Origin of the sequence: Maricaulis maris MCS10 (assembly GCF_000014745.1) — a bacterium.
Taxonomy (GTDB): domain Bacteria; phylum Pseudomonadota; class Alphaproteobacteria; order Caulobacterales; family Maricaulaceae; genus Maricaulis; species Maricaulis maris_A.
Window position 1 is genome coordinate 3,045,727 of sequence record NC_008347.1, and the last position, 16,720, is coordinate 3,062,446.

Sequence of the window (16,720 nt, forward strand, 5' to 3'; positions counted from 1 at the left end):
ACCGTTCAGAAACGCCCCAATGTCTATCAGTCACCTCGGGCACCAAATTTGGACGACCCTACGGCATGCAGCTCAATTGCCCGCTTGAATCTGTTTGAATGCCATTGGTGCAATTGGCGAGCGTCGGAAAGAAAACATTTCCGGTCTGATCAAGCTTGAACAACACACCACCGCCTACTCGATTGATCCCGAAGTTTCCCGCACCTTCACTCGCACCGGTTTCGAAATTGGACAACGTCCAGATCGTACCGGCGTCGGTTTGTTCTAAGATCATCATTTGGCGCTCACTACCTGAACCCTTAATGTGAAAGCGGCCAAGTGGGTTAGATGTGCCCAAACCAATGTGCCCGGTTGACTCTACAAAGAGGGCGTTCTCATCCGCACCAGGCTGAATGCGAAACGGAAGCGAACTCCCATTTGTTACATCCCGAACAAAGAAGTTCGCTTCGTTCGCAGCGATATCGAAGGTTTGCGCTGTGAACCCACTGGACCCGTCCTGCTCGAGGCGCAGGGTCGGTGTGTTTCCACTGCGGACATGGATATCCGTCGAAGCATTTGCCACGCCGATTCCGACATCGCCCTGTGAATCGACGAAAAGCGAGTTTGCCGGCGCACCCGCATTTACCCGGAATACCTGCCGTCCAGCAGTGGCGTCATCGATACTGAAGTAGGCATCGCCGCCGTTCGAACTATCATTGATCGTGATACGCCAGTCATTGCTTGGAAAGCTGGCAGAACTACTGGTGTCATCGAAATGAAGGCGAAGATTGTTTTCCTTCAATCGGACGGTATCAAAGCCAAAGCTTTCACCGTTGACGCAGTCAGTGCCAACGCAGAGACTAAAATCAATGATGACATCATCAAGATGCACGATATCGGCATCGGACGGGCTTGGCACAATCGCCATAAGCGCCATCGACACGGCCGCTGCACTCGTTGCGGAAAGAAGATGCTTCATTGTTTAAGGCCCCCGGTGCCTGGTTTACGTCTCTTGATCAGCGTCATCAAAGACCAGAACTTGGCCGTTCTCGACGCGGAAACTACCTGTAAAACTTACGCCTTCTCGCGGACGCTGGGCGGTCGGCTCGCGCCCGTTATAGCCAGCCTGTTCGCGGCTGGATGGTTCGGCTGCGTAGGTCTGCGTGGCCGCCGTCATTTCGAAATGATAGAGCCCATCGGCAACTTCGCCAAAATCCGCAAGGCGGAAACTCGGAGCGCGGCGCTCCGAAAAAACCTGGCCATGATAACCGTTCGGACCGCTCACGGAGACGGTAATGTTAAAATAAGTCGGGTCGGCATCAAAATAGATGCGACTTCCAGCATAGCGCGCCGACAAGCCGGCATCCGCGGCTGCAGACCGCGCCTGTCCAATCGCTCCACTCGCCGGCACCACGAGGAGCAGGCTGAGGATCGTCACGGTTTGGACTAAGCGTTCTAGGCGCATAAACAATCTCATGGTGTAGATGATATACTGCTCGGCGAGCACACACAATCGTTATACGCGATTTCCCTGGCGCAGCGTCGTGACGCGCTTGATTCAGTCAGACGACAATCGGCGAGTCACCTCTTGCCGGGCGTCGTCGACCTGATCACCGGTCATCTGAAGCGCAAGGTTGTCGCGAACGAGGTCCGCATCAGGATACCCGCGATAGGCTGCAAGGCTACACCGTACATAGGCGGACCGGTAATTCTGGGGCACGCCCCACCCGTTGGCATGAAGCAAACAGAGACTGAAGTCCGCGCTACCGAAGCCTTGCCCCGCCGCCGCCTCGAACAGGGATCGCGCAGCCTGCAAGTCCTGACGCACGCCACCACCTCGCATGAGGCGATGCCCCTGGAGATACAGGGCAACCGCGTCGCCACCTTCTGCTGCCGTCAGGTCATTCCGGTCCGGCGGCGCCGCCCATTCGGGCTCGCGCAGTCGTCGATCAAGCGGAAAGCCAATGAGCGAGAGCAGTTGATCCAGCCCGGCCCCTTCAAGAATTCTCGCCCTGTCAAGAAGTTGGCGCGCTTGTGTCTCATCCACGGGCGCGCCCTGGCCACTCTCATAGAGAACGGACAAATTGCGCAATGCTTGTGGCAAATCCTGATCGGCTGCCAGACGGAACCATTGAAAGGCCGCATCATAGTCCCGCGTCACGCCGTCACCGCGGACATAGAGGAGGCCGAGATTATTTTGGGCCTGCGCATCGCCCGCTTCCGCGCTGGCGATGAACAGGGTGCGGGCCCTGTCGAAATCCTGCGGCACCCCGTCACCTGTCATGTACAGAATACCGAGATTGGTCTGGGCCTCGATAAGGCCCTGCTCCGCCGCACGCCGATACCAATTGGCCGCCTCGACGAAATCCGGCGACCCTGTCAGGTCCGACGACAGGGCCTGGGCGTAGTCGAATTCATATTGCGCATCACCAGCCTGCGCAGCCCGATGCAACCAGTCCAGGCCAACACCAGGATCAGGTGCGACACCCAAGCCCAAGACGAAAGAATGGCCGAGCGCATTCTGTGACCGCGCAACGCCCGATGCCGCGGCGGCCTGATCAAGCTCGACCGCCCGGAGGAGGTCCTGGGGGACGCCCAGTCCCTGCCGATGCATGTGGGCCAGCCATGAACCCGCCTCGGCATCTCCGTTCGCCGATTGCACCTCGGCTTGGCGAAGGGCACTGGCATACTCGCCGCGCTCTAGCAAGATCTCGATCGTATCGCCCGATTGAGTTGCCGCCGACGACGGGAGGCCGAGGACGAAACCAAGCGCGACGATCCAATTCCTGTGTGTGCGAAAGAGCATATCGGCCCGACCTATTGCGACGGCTGCCAGTCAGCCGCTCGGTTTTGCGCCTCGGCCAATTGCTCCGGCGTCAGGAAACGGGCGAACACATCACGCTCGCGAGCCGCCTCGGAGGCGCCCCTGGCGGCTGCCAGATTGGCCCAGACATGAGCCCGCATATAATCCTGAGTCACACCCTGACCGGCCGCAAACCGACGCGCCATGGCCAGCTGGGCAGACGGTGAGCCAGCATCTGCCGCCCGACGGAAGTAATCAAGCGCGCGGACATCATGCTGCGGAACGCCTTCGCCCGCCTCGTACATGACCGCCAAGGCGTTCAGCGCCGCCGCATCACCTGCTTCGGCACGTTCCTCGGTCCAGAGCAGGGACGCGCTGTCACCGGCACGCGCCGCCTCCAGCACCCAGGTCTGCGCGTTCGGATACTGCTCGGCCCCGATTTCACCGGAGGCGACCAGCGCACCGAGACGGGCGCTTATGCCGGGCACACCTTCTCCGACCACGTTCAAATACCAACGCACAGCCTCGGCTATGTTCGGCTCAGTACCGCGGCCCGTCTCGTAAAACAGACCGACCGCAGCCTGCGCGCGAACCATGCCGGCCTCTGCCGCCATCCGGTACCAATTCAGTGCACGCGCATCGTCTTGCGCGACACCCGTCCCCGTCGAATAGGCATAGCCAAGATTGGACTGGGCACGGACATCACCCGCCTCGGCGGCTTCAGTGAGCAAACGAACACCCCTGGCAATATCGCGCTCAACGCCGGTACCGGAAAAATAGTATGAACCCATCACCGCGGACGCACCGATATCGCCGCGACGCGCCGCCCGCTCGAGCCAGACAATTTCCTCTGGCGGTTCGGATGCAGCTTCGGCGCGCTCAAGATACAGGGCGACCAGCGCCTCCTCAGCCGCGGGCCATTCTTGCGCAACGGCGCCTTCAAGCAGCGAGATCGCGCGATCCGGATTGATCTCCACGCCGCGACCTTCGCGGTACATCAGGCCCAGACGATATTGCGCCAAAGGCAAACCAGCCTCCGACAATTCTGTTAGAATTTCAGCAACTTCCGCGTAGTCGGTGCGGGCAAATGCGGCCTCGGCCTCCTCCATGCGCGCGGCCATTTGAGCCTCGGAAAGGCCGGATTGCGACGACCATTGATACATCGCGAAGCCGATGACGGCGGCTAGGACCGCAGCGCCGGCGCCAAGCAGAATTCTCGTTCGCATCACTCTACACCCCTGCCATGCCTGCGACGGTGAACGCGATAAGTCGCCCCCGCCTCTAACGGCTCATTGATTTGTGTTACCGATCCATCTGCCCAACGGATGGAAACACTGTCGATCTGGTCCAGATCACCCAGTCCAAAATGTGCGACCGGGGCGTCAAACGACATGAAGCCACCGCCCAACTGAATCTCGCGGGTTTGCAGACCGGTACCGAAGCCCGCATGGCGGACTTCCACCCGCGCCCCGATCCCGTCGCGATTCCCGCGCTCATCGACCAGCCGGAAGCTGATAGCCGAGCGGTCAGAATTATTCAGGAAAGCGGTGACAGGTGAATTCACAGGCACTGCAATCACATCGAGATCACCATCATTGTCGATATCGGCCAGAGTCGCGGCCGCGGTTATGGCGAAATCACCGAGCCCATACGCCTCCGTGACTTCTTCAAACCGCTCACCAGCCTGGTTGCGCAGAAAGATGTTCGAGGGCGTCACCTCGTTTGGAACCCAGGTTCCGTTGACGATATACATGTCCTGCCAGCCATCATTGTCGAAGTCACCGTGTGAGACATCCCAACTCCAGCCGCCGACCTCGACATGCATGGCCTGCGCAGTCTCTAGGTAAACGCCCCGATCTCCCGGCTCCAGCAGGACATTCCGTGACATGATCTGCGGCAAGGCCTCATCCTGTTCACGAGCGGTCATGGCTCGAGACGGCAGGAAATGGACGTCGCAAAGCGCCCGGATCGTGGCCTCGCCAACCGGGATAAGCGCACACATTTCGGCATCATTGTTCTGGATGGCCAGATCCTTCAGCATCATGCCGCGACACTCGGACCGGTACGGCTCCTCGAAACCGGAACAACGCCGCGCGTTGCTCGGATCCAGGCTGTTGCCCGACCTGTACCAGACCTTGATCGCCATATTGCGTTGGCAAATCTCGCGATCCAAATCCCGCTCTATGCCATCGCAATATTGCTCGATGGGCTGCATTCTAAGCCTGTCCGACACACCATCCGCCCGCCCCGCGATCTGTGCGAAATACAGCGCCATCTGGCCAGTATTCCGCAGATCAAGGGAAGAGACTGACATGGTCGTATTTGTTGTCATCGGGATCAGCCCGTCCTGATAGGTCACGGCGGTGAATTGACCGTCACCACCTCCGAAATAGGCATAGTCCGGCACCTCAAAATCATTCCCGACCAGGAGATCAACCAAACCGTCCGAATCCAGGTCGGAGAACAGGATAGACAGTGTCTCACCGGGAATGCCTGGGAGATCGCGGAACTCCTCCCCGCTCAGGACCCCTTCATCATTCAGGACGACACGATTTCGCGATTCCTCGCCCGGAATACGACGGTACCAGCCGGCCGCCCAGTTTCCGAGCGCGACATCAAGGTCTCCATCCCGGTCCACATCGGCAAAACTGACCGCCAGGGTCAAAATGGCGTCATCCCGGTTCGCAACCGGACTCAATCGGTCGGCGGCGAACTGCCCGCCTTCATTCGGTAAAAGGAAATTGCCATCCCGAAATGTCGTCAGGAACAGATCGAGGAAACCGTCATTGTCGGCGTCCATCAAAGCCGCATTGAAGATGGGAAGAGACCGAAGGCCCGGGTCATCCACTGCACCACCGGAGAAGCCCCCGGCGCCATCATTGCGGTAGATATAAAGCCCCACGCGGTTCGACGCGAAAACTAGGTCGATATCGCCGTCACGATCGATATCACCGGACGCAACGCTTCGCCCTTCCCAGAAGGGCGGCCACATGTCCGCCATCGAGAACTCGACGGGATGGTCGATACCCAGCTGCCAGGCTTCCATGCGTGTAAACGGCTCATCGCCATACGCGGCATTCTCGGCGTAGGGCAAACGCTCTAGCTCGACATCAAGATCCGTCGCCATCTGAAGCGCCGACATTCCAGTCGAATCATGGACGGGGAGACTCACCGCCGAGTGAAAGGTACCGGGTGCCGAATCCACGACCTCATCCCCGCCGGTCAGCAATTCGATGGCGCGTCGTGTCTGGTAGTCATGATAGGCGTCGATGGCCACGCCACTCCCGACACCCAGGACACAAATGGTCGCTGCAAGGAGGCCCGCAGCCCGCCAGCCGACTGACGTCGCGACAATCATGAAGGAATAGACGCTGAAACTGCCGAGCGTGAATACGAGCGTCATGATAAAACCATGACCGACTCCGCCATTGAGCAGAGCACCGGATACGACCACGTCAAAGCCGATCGGCACTGGCAGGAAAGTGCCCACCACACCCGCGCCCAAGGCGCTGAGTGGACCAAATTCACGGCCATTAATCAGGTCGGCGGGCAGAAGAGTGCCGGCAATTGCACCGAGGAAGCCGGCGAGCAGCATGAGCGGCGCGGTCATGCGAAGAATGAACCAGAAATTCCGTGCGAAATCGGCAATAAACCCCGTCAGAGACGCTGTCAGGTTCTCGCGCTCGGGCGCGGGCAGGTCCGGCGCTTGTGGCGCCGTTACAGGTTTCACAGAATGCAGGAGGCGCTCTTCCGGCAGGACACGGCAGATCAGCGGCACAGCCACCAAAATGACGGCGAGACTCAACACGAGTTTGGTGACCGCAATGTAAAATGGCAGAAGCGAGAACGCCATGGTCAGAACCACCACGTTCAGCGTCGGCGATGCGATCATCGCCGAGAGCGTTGTCTCGGCCCGCGACCCTCCCTGGAACAAACCTCGGGCGATCGGCGCGGCGCAGTTCACGCACACGCCCAATGGAGCCCCGATGACCATTCCGTAAAACGAGTTGGCAAATCGTCCCTTGAAATTTCGTCGCTGGAAATAGCCCAACAGAGTGAGGAAGGCGGCGCCGAACAGCCAGCCGAACGTCATGCCCTTCTTGTTCGTATTGATCCAGTTGACCGTTGAAACGCCAATGCGTTCAAGCACCGGCGCTGCCGGATCCAGCCCAATCAGGGCCTCGAACGCCAGCGGGTCTTCAAGCTGGATGGCTCCGCCCATCATAGCCTTTTCGTCGAGCGACGGGTAGCGCGAGGTCGTCCAGAAGAAAGTCGCAAGTACCACCATGACGACCGCGGCAAACACGAGGCGTTTCCATTGATCCAACCGGACCAGTCCGGACACCATCACCAGATTCCCTCCCCCGACGGACAATTGAGGTTCTGGAGCCTATCCTCGCCAAACGCAACCCAAAGGAAAGGGCGCTCTGAGGAGGTTTCAAACTCGGCGAGGCCAACCAATTCGTGTCGGTGCCCGGCTCTGACCTCAATTGAGGCCCGCAGCGAGATCCGCATGCCGTCAATCCGCGTGTCCGGCCCGAAGCGAGCGGAGTCCCGCGCTGGTGCCGAGGTGCCCCCCAATACGGTCAGATGGGTTGCTGCACAGGCGAATTGCCGCGGTGTCAGACCGAGCACATGTCGCAGTTCCTCGACCGAGGCGAAGGCACGATTTTGCGGCGCATCGTCCGGGCGGGCCGCGTACGCTGCACGTTCAGCACCTCGCGCGCGCTCATCATCATCTGTGTCACGCCAGTCCAGAATGCGGTCGGCGATCGTTTCCGCTGCGACCTGGCTTTCGCCCAGCCGAACGAACAGAGCCGTCAACTGCTCGTCATTGGCCATGTTCAGATCGGTCAGTCGTTGACCGGGCCCGGCCTCAACCGACACCAAGTATTCTCCGATCAGGACCTCAACCGGCAATGCCGCGACATAGCTACGGCCGATCTGGGCAACGTCATAGGCAACAACATCCAGCGCAGAGCGCAACGCAGCCTCTCGCTCAAGACTGTCGCGCTCGACCGCTGCGAGACGCAGGCGTGTGTGTGTCATCGCCGTGATCGAGAGCAAGACCGCTGCCAGAAAAAGCGAGAGCCACAGTACAAAAATCAGGGCCGAACCGCGCTCGCGAACGGGCGGTTCACCGGCGATTGAATCCAGTATCAATTGTCGAAGAGGCCGGGCTGTCGGGCCTCCAGGGCTTCAAACTGGCGGCGCACATGCGTGAGGGCGCTCCCGACATCATCATCGGTCCAGATGATGCGAGGTGTAAGGAAAATGACCAGCTCGCTGCGCTGACTGGTCATAGCTCGGTTCCGGAATAGATTGCCCACGCCTGGGATGTCTCCGAGTAGGGGCGTGCGCGATTCATTGTCCGAGGTTGTTTCCCGGATCAGCCCGCCCAGGGCGATCGTATTCGAGCTCCGCACCGAGACAGTACTGGTGAACTCGAGCTTCTGGATTGTCGGCGAGTCGATTCCCGACGTTGTTGTCGGACGCACACTCGAGACTTCCTGATTGACCTCGAGCACCACCATGCCACTGGCATTGATACGCGGGGTGACTTGCAAGATCACCCCGGTTTCCCGCAACTCGACGGACGACACGATTGGCGCATTGCTCTCGGTTACGGAGGTCGCGGTCTGGGTCACGATTGGCACTTCATCACCGACCTGCAGGTGAGCCGTCTGATTGTTCTGGACCATGATGGAAGGCGCCGAAAGCACCGTCACATCCGTGATCGACCGCAGCGCGCTGAGCGTCGCCGTCAGGTCGGTGCCGGAGAAGGCATAATTGAAGCCCGGGAAGACGGGAGCTGTGGAACCCGTGTTGGAATCGGAGAATTGCAGGCTTGATGTCTCGTTCGATCCGGCGTTCTCGAAATACCAACGAACACCGAAATCGAGGCCATCTTCAAGACGAACTTCGGCAATTGTCGCTTCGATGAGAACCTGCGGCGGCATGACATCCATGCGCTGAACGAGGTCAAGGATCTCGCGATATTCCTGATCCGTCGCCCGGATGATCAAGGCGTTATTGAGCTCGTCCGGGATGATAGTGAGCCGACTCTGTTCCTCACCCGGGGCACTGGGCTCCCCGTGTGCGTCATCACCCTGAAAGCGCGGCTCGATCAATTGCCCGGCCCCGGTCTGGCCACCGGCAAAAGCGGCTGTGATCTGCGTGGCCAATGTAGAGGCGGGTGTGTTGCGAACCACATAATAGCGCAATCGCCGCTCGGAACCTGCTGATGGTCGGTCCAGCCGCTCGATCCAGACCTGCGCCTGCTCGAACTGGCTGCGGTCGCGTGCGGTCACCAGCAGCATGTTGAGGCGCGGCATGGCAATGGTCTGGATGGCATCAATCGACATGCCGGTTCCGGACAGCACCGTATCGACTTCACTCTTCGCCGTTTCGGCCGAGACATAGCGCAGCTCGAACATGCCAAAGACGCGATCGGTCAGGAAGGGGCGATCAAAGAGAATGGCCGCTCTCCGGGCGCCATCGACATCCGGCCCTGGTCCAGCCAGCACCAGTACTCCCAGCGCATCATGCGGCACGACCTCGACCCGGTCCGACAGGAAGGGGTCAATCAGGGACACAATCGCGCTCGGTGTCGTGTGAGTGACCGGCACAACGCGGCCGCCATAGCCCAGCTCCGACGACAGTCCGGTCAGCCCCGGACGCGCCATATCCAGCCGGGTCAGCAGGTAGCCCTCTGCGCGCTCGGCAAGGACGAGATTGGATTCACCCAGCACCGTCTCAAGCGCCGCGAGTGCGGCACGGGCAGGCGCCGGCTCGGCAGATGTCAGCGAAATACGGCCGGTGACCCCGTCGGCCACCATCACTGTCTGGCCCAGCGCGTCGCCGACAATGGTCCGAACGACGTCAGCGACCGGCACATCAACGAAGTTCAGGCGCAAGGTCCGGCTGTCGAGATCCGCGCGGTTGGGTGACTGGCTGAGCCGAGACCCGTCACGCGCATCAAAATAAACCAAGCGCTCCTGTTCGATCGGAGCCTGCGCATCCACCGTGGACGCCGGAGGCTGCGCACCCGGCGCATCGGTGCCCGTCGCAGCCGCGACAGAGTCATCGGCCGGGAGGGTCGTGGCAGGGAATCGTCCTGCGTGCACGCCAGCGGCATCCGGCATGAGTTGCGCGCACGCCTGCAGCGTGAGCAAAAGCCCTCCGCACACCAAGCTGGTTAAAACAAAACGCTGTGACACGAACCCATCCCCTCGCCGATCAAGTTGGCGGTGACCCTAGCGCTACAAAGAGTGCAGCTCTAGCAAAACAATCTGCACTATCGTTGAGCGCGCGACAGCGTCACGCGGTCGTCGTCGCGCTCGAAGATCGCCGTCTGCGGCGTCAGCGATACCAGTGTATAGCTTTCGAGGCTTCTTCCCAGCGGGATTGTGACGAGTCCGCCATTGCCGCGAAACAGACCCCAGCCGCCGGAATCCGCCTCTACGACCCCGACCAGTTCATACCGCGCCAGCGGTCGCTCCGGAGCGACCGCCCGCTGTGCTGGTGCCATGCGGGGCTGCAGCGCCTGTGATACCATCGCACGCCAACCATCAGCGCGCGGGCCTTCCCCAACCTCCTCTACTCGCGAAGCATCAGGTCGAACCACCGGCTGCAGAGGCCAGGCGCTGGCCCAAAGCGCGCCCGATACCAGCAAGAGCGTCGCAGCGCCCGAGATCATATTTGAGCCCAAACTCATCGCGTCGCTCTGATGAGATAGGGCTGACGAAATTCGAGAATGATTTCGACATCGCCGGGCACTCCGGTCGCGACAAGGCTCATTTCGGCGACACGAAGTGGCCGAAATTGAGGGGCTTCAAGAATTGTGAGCACGGTCTCGATGGGCGCCACTCCCACCCAGACAGCATGCAGCTCACCGACCCGCTCCGTCACAACGCTTTCGCCCACACCACTAGCCTGATCGGTCGCTACACCGGCCGCTTCAAGCTCGGACAGAAATGAGCCGAAGCGCTCGCTGAACGCCTCACGCGCGCGCGCCGCGTCCGCCAACTCGACCAAAGTCTCGGCCGACAATTGACGCGCCCGCATCCAACGCGTGCCAGCGGCATCCGCTTCGGCCAAACCCTCGGTCAACTGGGCAACCTCCGCTCGCAATGTCTCGCGTCGCGCCCAGCCGGTTATCGCTTGTTGTAGCGAAACCCACACGAACACCACAAGCAAGACCACAGGAAGAACCACCAGAATCCAGGCCAACAGACTCGACCAGGGACGGGGAACGGTCAGCAAGATCGCCCTCATGATCCGGACTCCGCATCCACCGATCCGCCCAGGGACAGCAATCGTGACCCTAGCCCAGGATCCGTTGGCAAAACCCGAAGGGCATCAGGCGATTGAAGGTCCAGACGCGCGATCGCGTCGGGCATATCCGGATCGGTCATCGCATCGGCCATGCCATCCAGGAGATCACCAAGGCCGGTATAGGATTGCGCGAACAACAAGGCCGGCTCGACTTCCGCCTGCACTGACCGTTGAAGGCGGAGATCGCGTGCCTCCACAAGCAGGATATCCCGCTGCGCCTCGATACGATCCGCCTGCCGCTCGTAGCGGTCAGATACGGCCGCAAGACAAACAATGACTGCAGCTGCAACAACCAGAGCCCGTACAACCGGGCTGTGCCAAAGCCGGGTTTCGGCACCCGCTTGTGAATCTGCAAAAATTAGCGGCTTAGCATCCGGCCGGTCTGCGACCACCTGCCATCGAGTTGACTTTTCTCGGGCCATTCGCGCCGCCTCTTCGACCCTGGCCCGGTGGGCCACAGCGACATCCACCAGGACACGCCCGGCATCGCCCGGTCCGACTAGGGAATAGGCCAGCACGGCTCGCTGCTGCGGCAAGGGAGAGTGTTGCTGCAGCCGCGCGCGAAGGGCGTCGTCACCGCGGCGTGAAATCACTGCATTCACATCAACCCGCGTCCGGAAAATCTCGGAACCGGGAAGGACGAGCTCGACGTGACCAGCCTCAGCCTTGCGGGCAGCCGCCCGGTCGTCGGTGCGGGAGATTGTGCCGAGCCAGGAACGCAGAACCTGCCCGACCGGGAGGAGTTGTCCACCCGACGACACGTCATACCGGTCGGCGATCACACGCCGGCCAGCTTCCAGAACCGGTCGCGGGAGATCACGGCGCACTTCCTCAACCGCCCAGGCGGCAAGGCCAGCGACAGTGTCGCTAAACGCCCTTCCACTCGCCTGCAAATCCACTAGCCGCCCCCCAAACACACGCCGAATCCTGAATCGAAGTCGCAGTCGAAACGGGCTTGAGCCGGCACATCAAGCTCAATCCGCCGGATTGTGCCATTAATTGGCGCCAAGTCCAAAACTATGAGCCGCGGCAAATGGTTATACTCCCATTGGGAGGTCCAGGCCAATGCGTCTCGCGTTTCGGTCTCGCCGTAATAGTAGAAACGGGCATCGCGCCCGACCCCGGCCAGCATCGAAGTTTGAGGCTCGCCGGTTATTGAGCCGGATCCCGCCATCGCGATGATGACATCCTCACCCTCAATGGTGAGATTCAGCTGCACCAATTCTCCACTCGTCGGCATGCGGACCCACAGCGACAGCCCCCGTGGCGATCCCGAAACCGCGCCCTGCCCGATCGTGTCTGGCAAGGGCTGGACCCTGGCGACACTATCGCGCAGCAAGGCTTCAAGCCGGGCTGTCGTTTCTCGTGATACGACGTGCTCCCGCACGCGGGTCTCTGCGAGACTGACTGCGCGTATCGCAGGGGCCAGAAGCCCGGCAAGCAAAGCAAGCAGGGCAACCGCGACCAGCGCCTCGAAGAGGGTGAAGCCGCTATCTCGGTTCATAGGCACTCGCTTCGAGGCCTTCGTCCCCGCTGGTTTCGACATAGACAAAACGAAGCTGCCAGCCTGGCAGGTTAGCGCGCTCAAGAACCACGGCGGTCAATACGGCCCCGGTCCGCGGGTCGACGGGGCGATCGACCGCAGTGAATTCGAAACGCCAGTCGGGGTATCGTTCGGAAAGTGCGCCAACAGGCAAGCCTGCGCGCAATCGCGCTTCAATGTTTCGGGCTTCTAGCATGGCTTGCTGAACCTGATCCGCCTGGCGCGAGCCTCGGGCCAGGCCCGCCAAGCCCGCCATCGTGGCCGTCAGCACCCCCGCCGCGATCGCCAGCGCGACCAGGGCCTCAAGGATGGCATATCCGTCGCTATTGCATCGATCGGTCGACATGAATTTGTCCCGAGATTGCATCCAGACGAACAATACGCTCTACCGCCTCCAGCCTGATGACTATTCGAGCTCCTTCGCGGGATAGCGGACGCCCGGACATGTTTAGCGTCTCCGTTTCCTGCCAGCCGAAGCGAGTACGGCTTAGCCAGCGAGCATTCAGTCCGGCCGGCCAGTCACGACCGACAGAGAGTGCGTCAATGTGATAGCCGGTCTCGGTGACGGCAACGAGCACGGCGGCCGCGGACCGCCTGGCTTGAAGTTGGGCTCGCCGCAAATCATCCGCCAAAAGCTCGGCCGCCTGATCCAGTCTTTCGGACGCGCTGGGAGGGCGAATGCGGCTCGCGACCAACCCGGTGGCAAGGGCCAGAACGACCAGCGCGGCCAGCATCTCGAAAAGAGAAAACCCCCGATGACGCCATGAGGCGGTCATCGATCAGCTACGAGAGAGGTCACTATCCTCTCCTTCGCCACCCGGCTCTCCATCCCGACCCAGGCTGCCAATTGTGAACCGTTCACCGGTTTCATCAAGCCCGTAGCTATAGGCCCGCCCCCAAGGGTCGGTCAGACCGGACGTATTGCGCATGTATGGACCTTGCCAGGCGAGCGCCCCTTCCGGCGGCTCGACCAGGGCTGTGAGTCCTTCCGCTTCGCTCGGATACTGACCCGTATCAAGGTAATAGAGTTCCAGCGAGGTCTGGATCGAAGCGAGTTGCGCGGTCGCAATATTGACCTTGGAACGGCCCGCATACCCGATCACCCGCGGCGCAACGATCGTCGCCAGCAGCGCGATGATGACAAGCACGACCAGGAGCTCGAAAAGGGTAATGCCAGCATCCTTGCGAGATAGGCTGCGAACGAACTTCATTTTAGAACACAGCGTCATTGAGACTGAGAACTCCCGACATAACCGCGGCGATGACACCGGCAACGCACGCTCCAAGGATGACAATCAAAACCGGCCCGAGCAACTCCAATGCCCGACTCAGGCGCGATCGCGCCATGCGTTCATAGCGATCGGCGGTTCGCAGCAGAAAGACATCAAGCTCACCGGTTTCCTCGCCCAGGCGAATTTGCCGGATCAGGTCGCCAGGCAGGATGTTCTGCTCATCAAGGGCCCGCGACAAGGCTGTTCCCCCACGAACCCGGTCCGCAGCCCGCGACATTCCGTCCCTCATGCCCGGATCCGCTACAGCGTCGCGCGCCACATGCTCGGCCCGGTTCACGGGAAGGCCCGCCTTCACCAACACTCCCAAAGTCCGCGCAAACGCCGCAGCATCCAGTTTCCACAGAGCCGGCCCCACTATCGGCAAGGTTCGGCGGATACGGGTGGCGGCTATCGGGAAACGCGCTATGGCTGTTCGGGCCAGCCAAGCCAGTCCGACCACGGCAACGGGAATCCAGATAGCATAAGTGCGCAAGAAGGCGCCGACCCCGATCACGAACTGTGTCTCCGGTGGCGGCTCGATAGCGGAATCCGCGAACACGATCTCGAATTGCGGGAGAACGATGAAGGCCAAGAAGACGAGGGTCAGATAGATAAGGCAAACCAGAACCGCAGGATAGGCCAGCTGACCCGCAAGGTCCCGTTTGAGGGCCTGCTCGGCCCGAAAGCGGACTGCGAGGTCGGAGAGCGTGGCGGCCAATTGCCCGGATTCCTCGCCCGCCGCTGTCATCGCAACCAGGATGCGCGGCGGGGTAGCAGGATCGGCCTTCATTGACGCACTGAGGGAATGCCCTCCACGCACACGGGCCTCAAGGCGCAGAATGAATTCCCGGAGACGCCGGCGTGTTTCGCCCTCAGCCAGGCTAGCGAGCGCATCATGTATCGACAGGGCCGCCCCAAGAAGCTCAGCGAGGTCTTCCGTAAAGTCGGCAATGTGAGCGCTCGGCAACCGCCCGGAAGTCTCCGAGCCTCCGGACGAACCGACCTCCCTGACCTCGACAGCCACGATGCCCTGCGCCGCTAGTAACTGGCTGGCCTTGGTGGAATTGCTGGCTAGGATTTCGCCCCGCTCGACACCGCCGGACGCGTTTTCTGCAAGATAGCGCCAAAGTCGCGGTTCAGACACTGGGCCGCTCCGCATCAGCCTGGCCTGTATCTTCCAGCGCTCGCAACAATTCAGCGCGGGTCGTCAGACCCCGTTTGCACAGGGCGAGGCCGTCTTGCCACATTGTTTGATAGCCGGCGCGTTTCAGCACCGGCTCGAGACCGGTTTCACGGGCGCCTTCCCTGATTGACGCGCGAATAGCTTCATTGACGCGGAAGGCCTCAGCCACTGGCAGGCGCCCCCGAAAGCCGGATTCTTCGCAGCGTTGGCATCCCGCGCCTTCACAGGTCGGGCAGGTTCGGCGGACCAGGCGTTGCCCCACGACACCAACCAGTGTTGCGGCCAGCAGGAAATCCTCAATCCCCATATCCTGCAAGCGACTGATCGCGGACGGCGCGTCATTCGTGTGAAGCGTCGACAAAACGAGATGGCCCGTCATGGCTGCCTGAATAGCGGTTCTGGCCGTCTCCGCGTCACGAATTTCGCCGACCATGATCACGTCCGGATCATGACGAAGAAACGCCCGCAAGGCGTTTGCGAAGGTCAGGTCGATCGCCGGATTTGTCTGGGACTGGGCCACACCGGCCAATCGATACTCGATCGGGTCCTCGATCGTAAGGATCTTGCGCTCTCCGCTCGCGAGACGACGGAGGAAAGCGTAAAGCGATGTGGTCTTTCCGGAGCCAGTCGGCCCCGTCACGAGGATCAATCCGTGCGGCATGTTCAGCATGGCCTCGACGGGCTCGCTGACGGATTGGGACAGGCCGAGACTCTCGATGCCCCGCAGGCTCGCTTCCGGGTCGAGCAGGCGTAGAACAAGGCTCTCGCCGTACTGACCGGGAACGACTGACACGCGAACATCGATCGTGCGTCCCGCAACCGGCATGGAAAAACGCCCATCCTGCGGCCGTCGCCGTTCGGCGATGTCGAGTTCCGCCAGGACTTTTACGCGCGAGATCACGGCGAGCGCCTGAGCGGTCGGCCAGGCAATATGATCCTTCAGCACGCCATCAACGCGCAGTCGTATCTGCGCTTCACGATGCTGGAGCTCGACGTGAATATCCGAGGCGCGAGCGTCCGTGGCGCGTGCGACCAGATTGTCGAGACGGCGCACAACCGGACCGGCGGATGCGAGGTCACGCAGCCGCTCGGCATCCAGGCTGATATCAAGACCGCCGTCGACCTCTTCAGTCTCATCACCAGGCTTGGCTGACAGACGGTCGGCGCAAAGGGCGCTGAAGAGGGATTGAGTCACCACGACCGGGACCAGCGACCTCCCGCTGGCAAAGCGGATTCCGTCCAGCGCGTCGCTGTTCATGGGATCAACGAGCCCGACAATACAAGCGTCACCGCGAATACCAAGCGGAATCGCGCGTTCCGAAACCAGAAAGTCTGAATTGAATTCAGAGAGATCGAGAGGGGCATCCAGAACACCGATATCGTCGATCGTTTCGGCATGATCGAGTCCGGCCTCGGCAGCAAGGAAAGCTGCAATTTTCGGCTCGCTGGCCAATCCTGCTCGCGTGAGGACGATATCCAATGGCTCGCGGGCACCGGCCTTCAAGGCCGCTGCGTGTGCAGCCTCGGCGGGACTGACGACCCCCGTCTCAACGAGTCGGTCAAGCCGGAGCTGTTCAATGTCATCGCGCGATAGAGTCATGTCG

16 protein-coding genes are annotated in these 16,720 nt (G+C 61.0%); all 16 read right to left on the reverse strand.

From position 1 onward, the window contains the following. Positions 1 to 58: 58 nt before the first annotated feature. The 16 genes from MMAR10_RS14260 to MMAR10_RS14335 all read right to left on the reverse strand — a co-directional run bounded on the left by MMAR10_RS14260 (position 59) and on the right by MMAR10_RS14335 (position 16,716). Positions 59 to 958 (reverse strand): hypothetical protein, encoded by a 900-nt coding sequence (locus tag MMAR10_RS14260; RefSeq protein WP_011644691.1) that lies wholly within the window; start codon positions 956 to 958, stop codon positions 59 to 61. Positions 959 to 982: 24 nt separating this feature from the next. Further along, complete coding sequence (locus MMAR10_RS14265; protein WP_150099796.1) at positions 983 to 1,444, reverse strand: hypothetical protein; 462 nt, start codon at positions 1,442 to 1,444, stop codon at positions 983 to 985. A 93-nt stretch (positions 1,445 to 1,537) separates the two neighbouring features. Beyond that, positions 1,538 to 2,785 carry a tetratricopeptide repeat protein gene (locus MMAR10_RS14270; RefSeq protein WP_011644693.1) on the reverse strand — a complete coding sequence of 416 codons (1,248 nt, stop codon included), beginning with the start codon at positions 2,783 to 2,785 and terminating at the stop codon, positions 1,538 to 1,540. An 11-nt stretch (positions 2,786 to 2,796) separates the two neighbouring features. Continuing rightward, positions 2,797 to 4,008, reverse strand: a complete 1,212-nt coding sequence (locus MMAR10_RS14275; protein WP_011644694.1) for a tetratricopeptide repeat protein — start codon at positions 4,006 to 4,008, stop codon at positions 2,797 to 2,799. Next, positions 4,008 to 7,130, reverse strand: coding sequence for an FG-GAP-like repeat-containing protein (locus tag MMAR10_RS14280; protein ID WP_011644695.1), 3,123 nt, complete (start codon positions 7,128 to 7,130; stop codon positions 4,008 to 4,010). The genes MMAR10_RS14275 and MMAR10_RS14280 overlap by 1 nt, the downstream gene beginning before the upstream one ends. Beyond that, complete coding sequence (locus MMAR10_RS14285) at positions 7,130 to 7,831, reverse strand: type II secretion system protein GspK (RefSeq protein WP_150099798.1); 702 nt, start codon at positions 7,829 to 7,831, stop codon at positions 7,130 to 7,132. Before MMAR10_RS14285 ends, MMAR10_RS14280 begins: the two co-directional genes overlap by 1 nt. Positions 7,832 to 7,941: 110 nt before the next feature. Continuing rightward, the gene (gene gspD, locus MMAR10_RS14290; RefSeq protein WP_041637037.1) at positions 7,942 to 9,927 is read right to left on the reverse strand and encodes a type II secretion system secretin GspD; all 1,986 of its coding nucleotides are present in this window, start codon (positions 9,925 to 9,927) and stop codon (positions 7,942 to 7,944) included. Between the two features lie 152 nt (positions 9,928 to 10,079). After that, positions 10,080 to 10,313: a hypothetical protein gene (locus MMAR10_RS16970; protein ID WP_150099799.1), complete on the reverse strand. Its 234-nt coding sequence runs from the start codon at positions 10,311 to 10,313 to the stop codon at positions 10,080 to 10,082. 182 nt (positions 10,314 to 10,495) lie between these two features. Then, complete coding sequence (locus MMAR10_RS14300; protein WP_150099800.1) at positions 10,496 to 11,047, reverse strand: hypothetical protein; 552 nt, start codon at positions 11,045 to 11,047, stop codon at positions 10,496 to 10,498. Positions 11,048 to 11,055: 8 nt separating this feature from the next. After that, complete coding sequence (locus MMAR10_RS14305) at positions 11,056 to 11,946, reverse strand: hypothetical protein (RefSeq protein WP_041637040.1); 891 nt, start codon at positions 11,944 to 11,946, stop codon at positions 11,056 to 11,058. A 71-nt stretch (positions 11,947 to 12,017) separates the two neighbouring features. Next, positions 12,018 to 12,623, reverse strand: coding sequence for a prepilin-type N-terminal cleavage/methylation domain-containing protein (locus tag MMAR10_RS14310; RefSeq protein WP_011644701.1), 606 nt, complete (start codon positions 12,621 to 12,623; stop codon positions 12,018 to 12,020). Continuing rightward, a complete protein-coding gene (locus MMAR10_RS14315; RefSeq protein ID WP_011644702.1) occupies positions 12,610 to 13,008 on the reverse strand; it encodes a type IV pilus modification PilV family protein in 399 nt (132 codons plus the stop codon). Before MMAR10_RS14315 ends, MMAR10_RS14310 begins: the two co-directional genes overlap by 14 nt. Beyond that, positions 12,986 to 13,438, reverse strand: a complete 453-nt coding sequence (locus MMAR10_RS14320; protein ID WP_011644703.1) for a prepilin-type N-terminal cleavage/methylation domain-containing protein — start codon at positions 13,436 to 13,438, stop codon at positions 12,986 to 12,988. The genes MMAR10_RS14315 and MMAR10_RS14320 overlap by 23 nt, the downstream gene beginning before the upstream one ends. A gap of 3 nt (positions 13,439 to 13,441) precedes the next feature. Further along, complete coding sequence (gspG, locus tag MMAR10_RS14325; protein WP_041637042.1) at positions 13,442 to 13,873, reverse strand: type II secretion system major pseudopilin GspG; 432 nt, start codon at positions 13,871 to 13,873, stop codon at positions 13,442 to 13,444. A 1-nt stretch (position 13,874) separates the two neighbouring features. Then, positions 13,875 to 15,077, reverse strand: coding sequence for a type II secretion system F family protein (locus tag MMAR10_RS14330; RefSeq protein ID WP_011644705.1), 1,203 nt, complete (start codon positions 15,075 to 15,077; stop codon positions 13,875 to 13,877). Further along, the gene (locus MMAR10_RS14335) at positions 15,070 to 16,716 is read right to left on the reverse strand and encodes a GspE/PulE family protein (protein WP_011644706.1); all 1,647 of its coding nucleotides are present in this window, start codon (positions 16,714 to 16,716) and stop codon (positions 15,070 to 15,072) included. The genes MMAR10_RS14330 and MMAR10_RS14335 overlap by 8 nt, the downstream gene beginning before the upstream one ends. Positions 16,717 to 16,720: the final 4 nt, after the last annotated feature.

Excerpts from the sequence above, each read along its gene's own strand:
- MMAR10_RS14265 (WP_150099796.1), bottom strand. The coding sequence starts at position 1,444 with ATGCGCCTAGAACGCTTAGTCCAAACCGTGACGATCCTCAGCCTGCTC.
- gspG (WP_041637042.1), bottom strand. The coding sequence starts at position 13,873 with ATGAAGTTCGTTCGCAGCCTATCTCGCAAGGATGCTGGCATTACCCTT.
- gspD (WP_041637037.1), bottom strand. The coding sequence starts at position 9,927 with ATGCCGGATGCCGCTGGCGTGCACGCAGGACGATTCCCTGCCACGACC.
- MMAR10_RS14260 (WP_011644691.1), bottom strand. The coding sequence starts at position 958 with ATGAAGCATCTTCTTTCCGCAACGAGTGCAGCGGCCGTGTCGATGGCG.
- MMAR10_RS14270 (WP_011644693.1), bottom strand. The coding sequence starts at position 2,785 with ATGCTCTTTCGCACACACAGGAATTGGATCGTCGCGCTTGGTTTCGTC.
- MMAR10_RS16970 (WP_150099799.1), bottom strand. The coding sequence starts at position 10,313 with ATGGCACCAGCACAGCGGGCGGTCGCTCCGGAGCGACCGCTGGCGCGG.
- MMAR10_RS14315 (WP_011644702.1), bottom strand. The coding sequence starts at position 13,008 with ATGTCGACCGATCGATGCAATAGCGACGGATATGCCATCCTTGAGGCC.
- MMAR10_RS14320 (WP_011644703.1), bottom strand. The coding sequence starts at position 13,438 with ATGACCGCCTCATGGCGTCATCGGGGGTTTTCTCTTTTCGAGATGCTG.
- MMAR10_RS14310 (WP_011644701.1), bottom strand. The coding sequence starts at position 12,623 with ATGAACCGAGATAGCGGCTTCACCCTCTTCGAGGCGCTGGTCGCGGTT.
- MMAR10_RS14275 (WP_011644694.1), bottom strand. The coding sequence starts at position 4,008 with ATGCGAACGAGAATTCTGCTTGGCGCCGGCGCTGCGGTCCTAGCCGCC.
- MMAR10_RS14335 (WP_011644706.1), bottom strand. The coding sequence starts at position 16,716 with ATGACTCTATCGCGCGATGACATTGAACAGCTCCGGCTTGACCGACTC.
- MMAR10_RS14285 (WP_150099798.1), bottom strand. The coding sequence starts at position 7,831 with ATGACACACACACGCCTGCGTCTCGCAGCGGTCGAGCGCGACAGTCTT.
- MMAR10_RS14280 (WP_011644695.1), bottom strand. The coding sequence starts at position 7,130 with ATGGTGTCCGGACTGGTCCGGTTGGATCAATGGAAACGCCTCGTGTTT.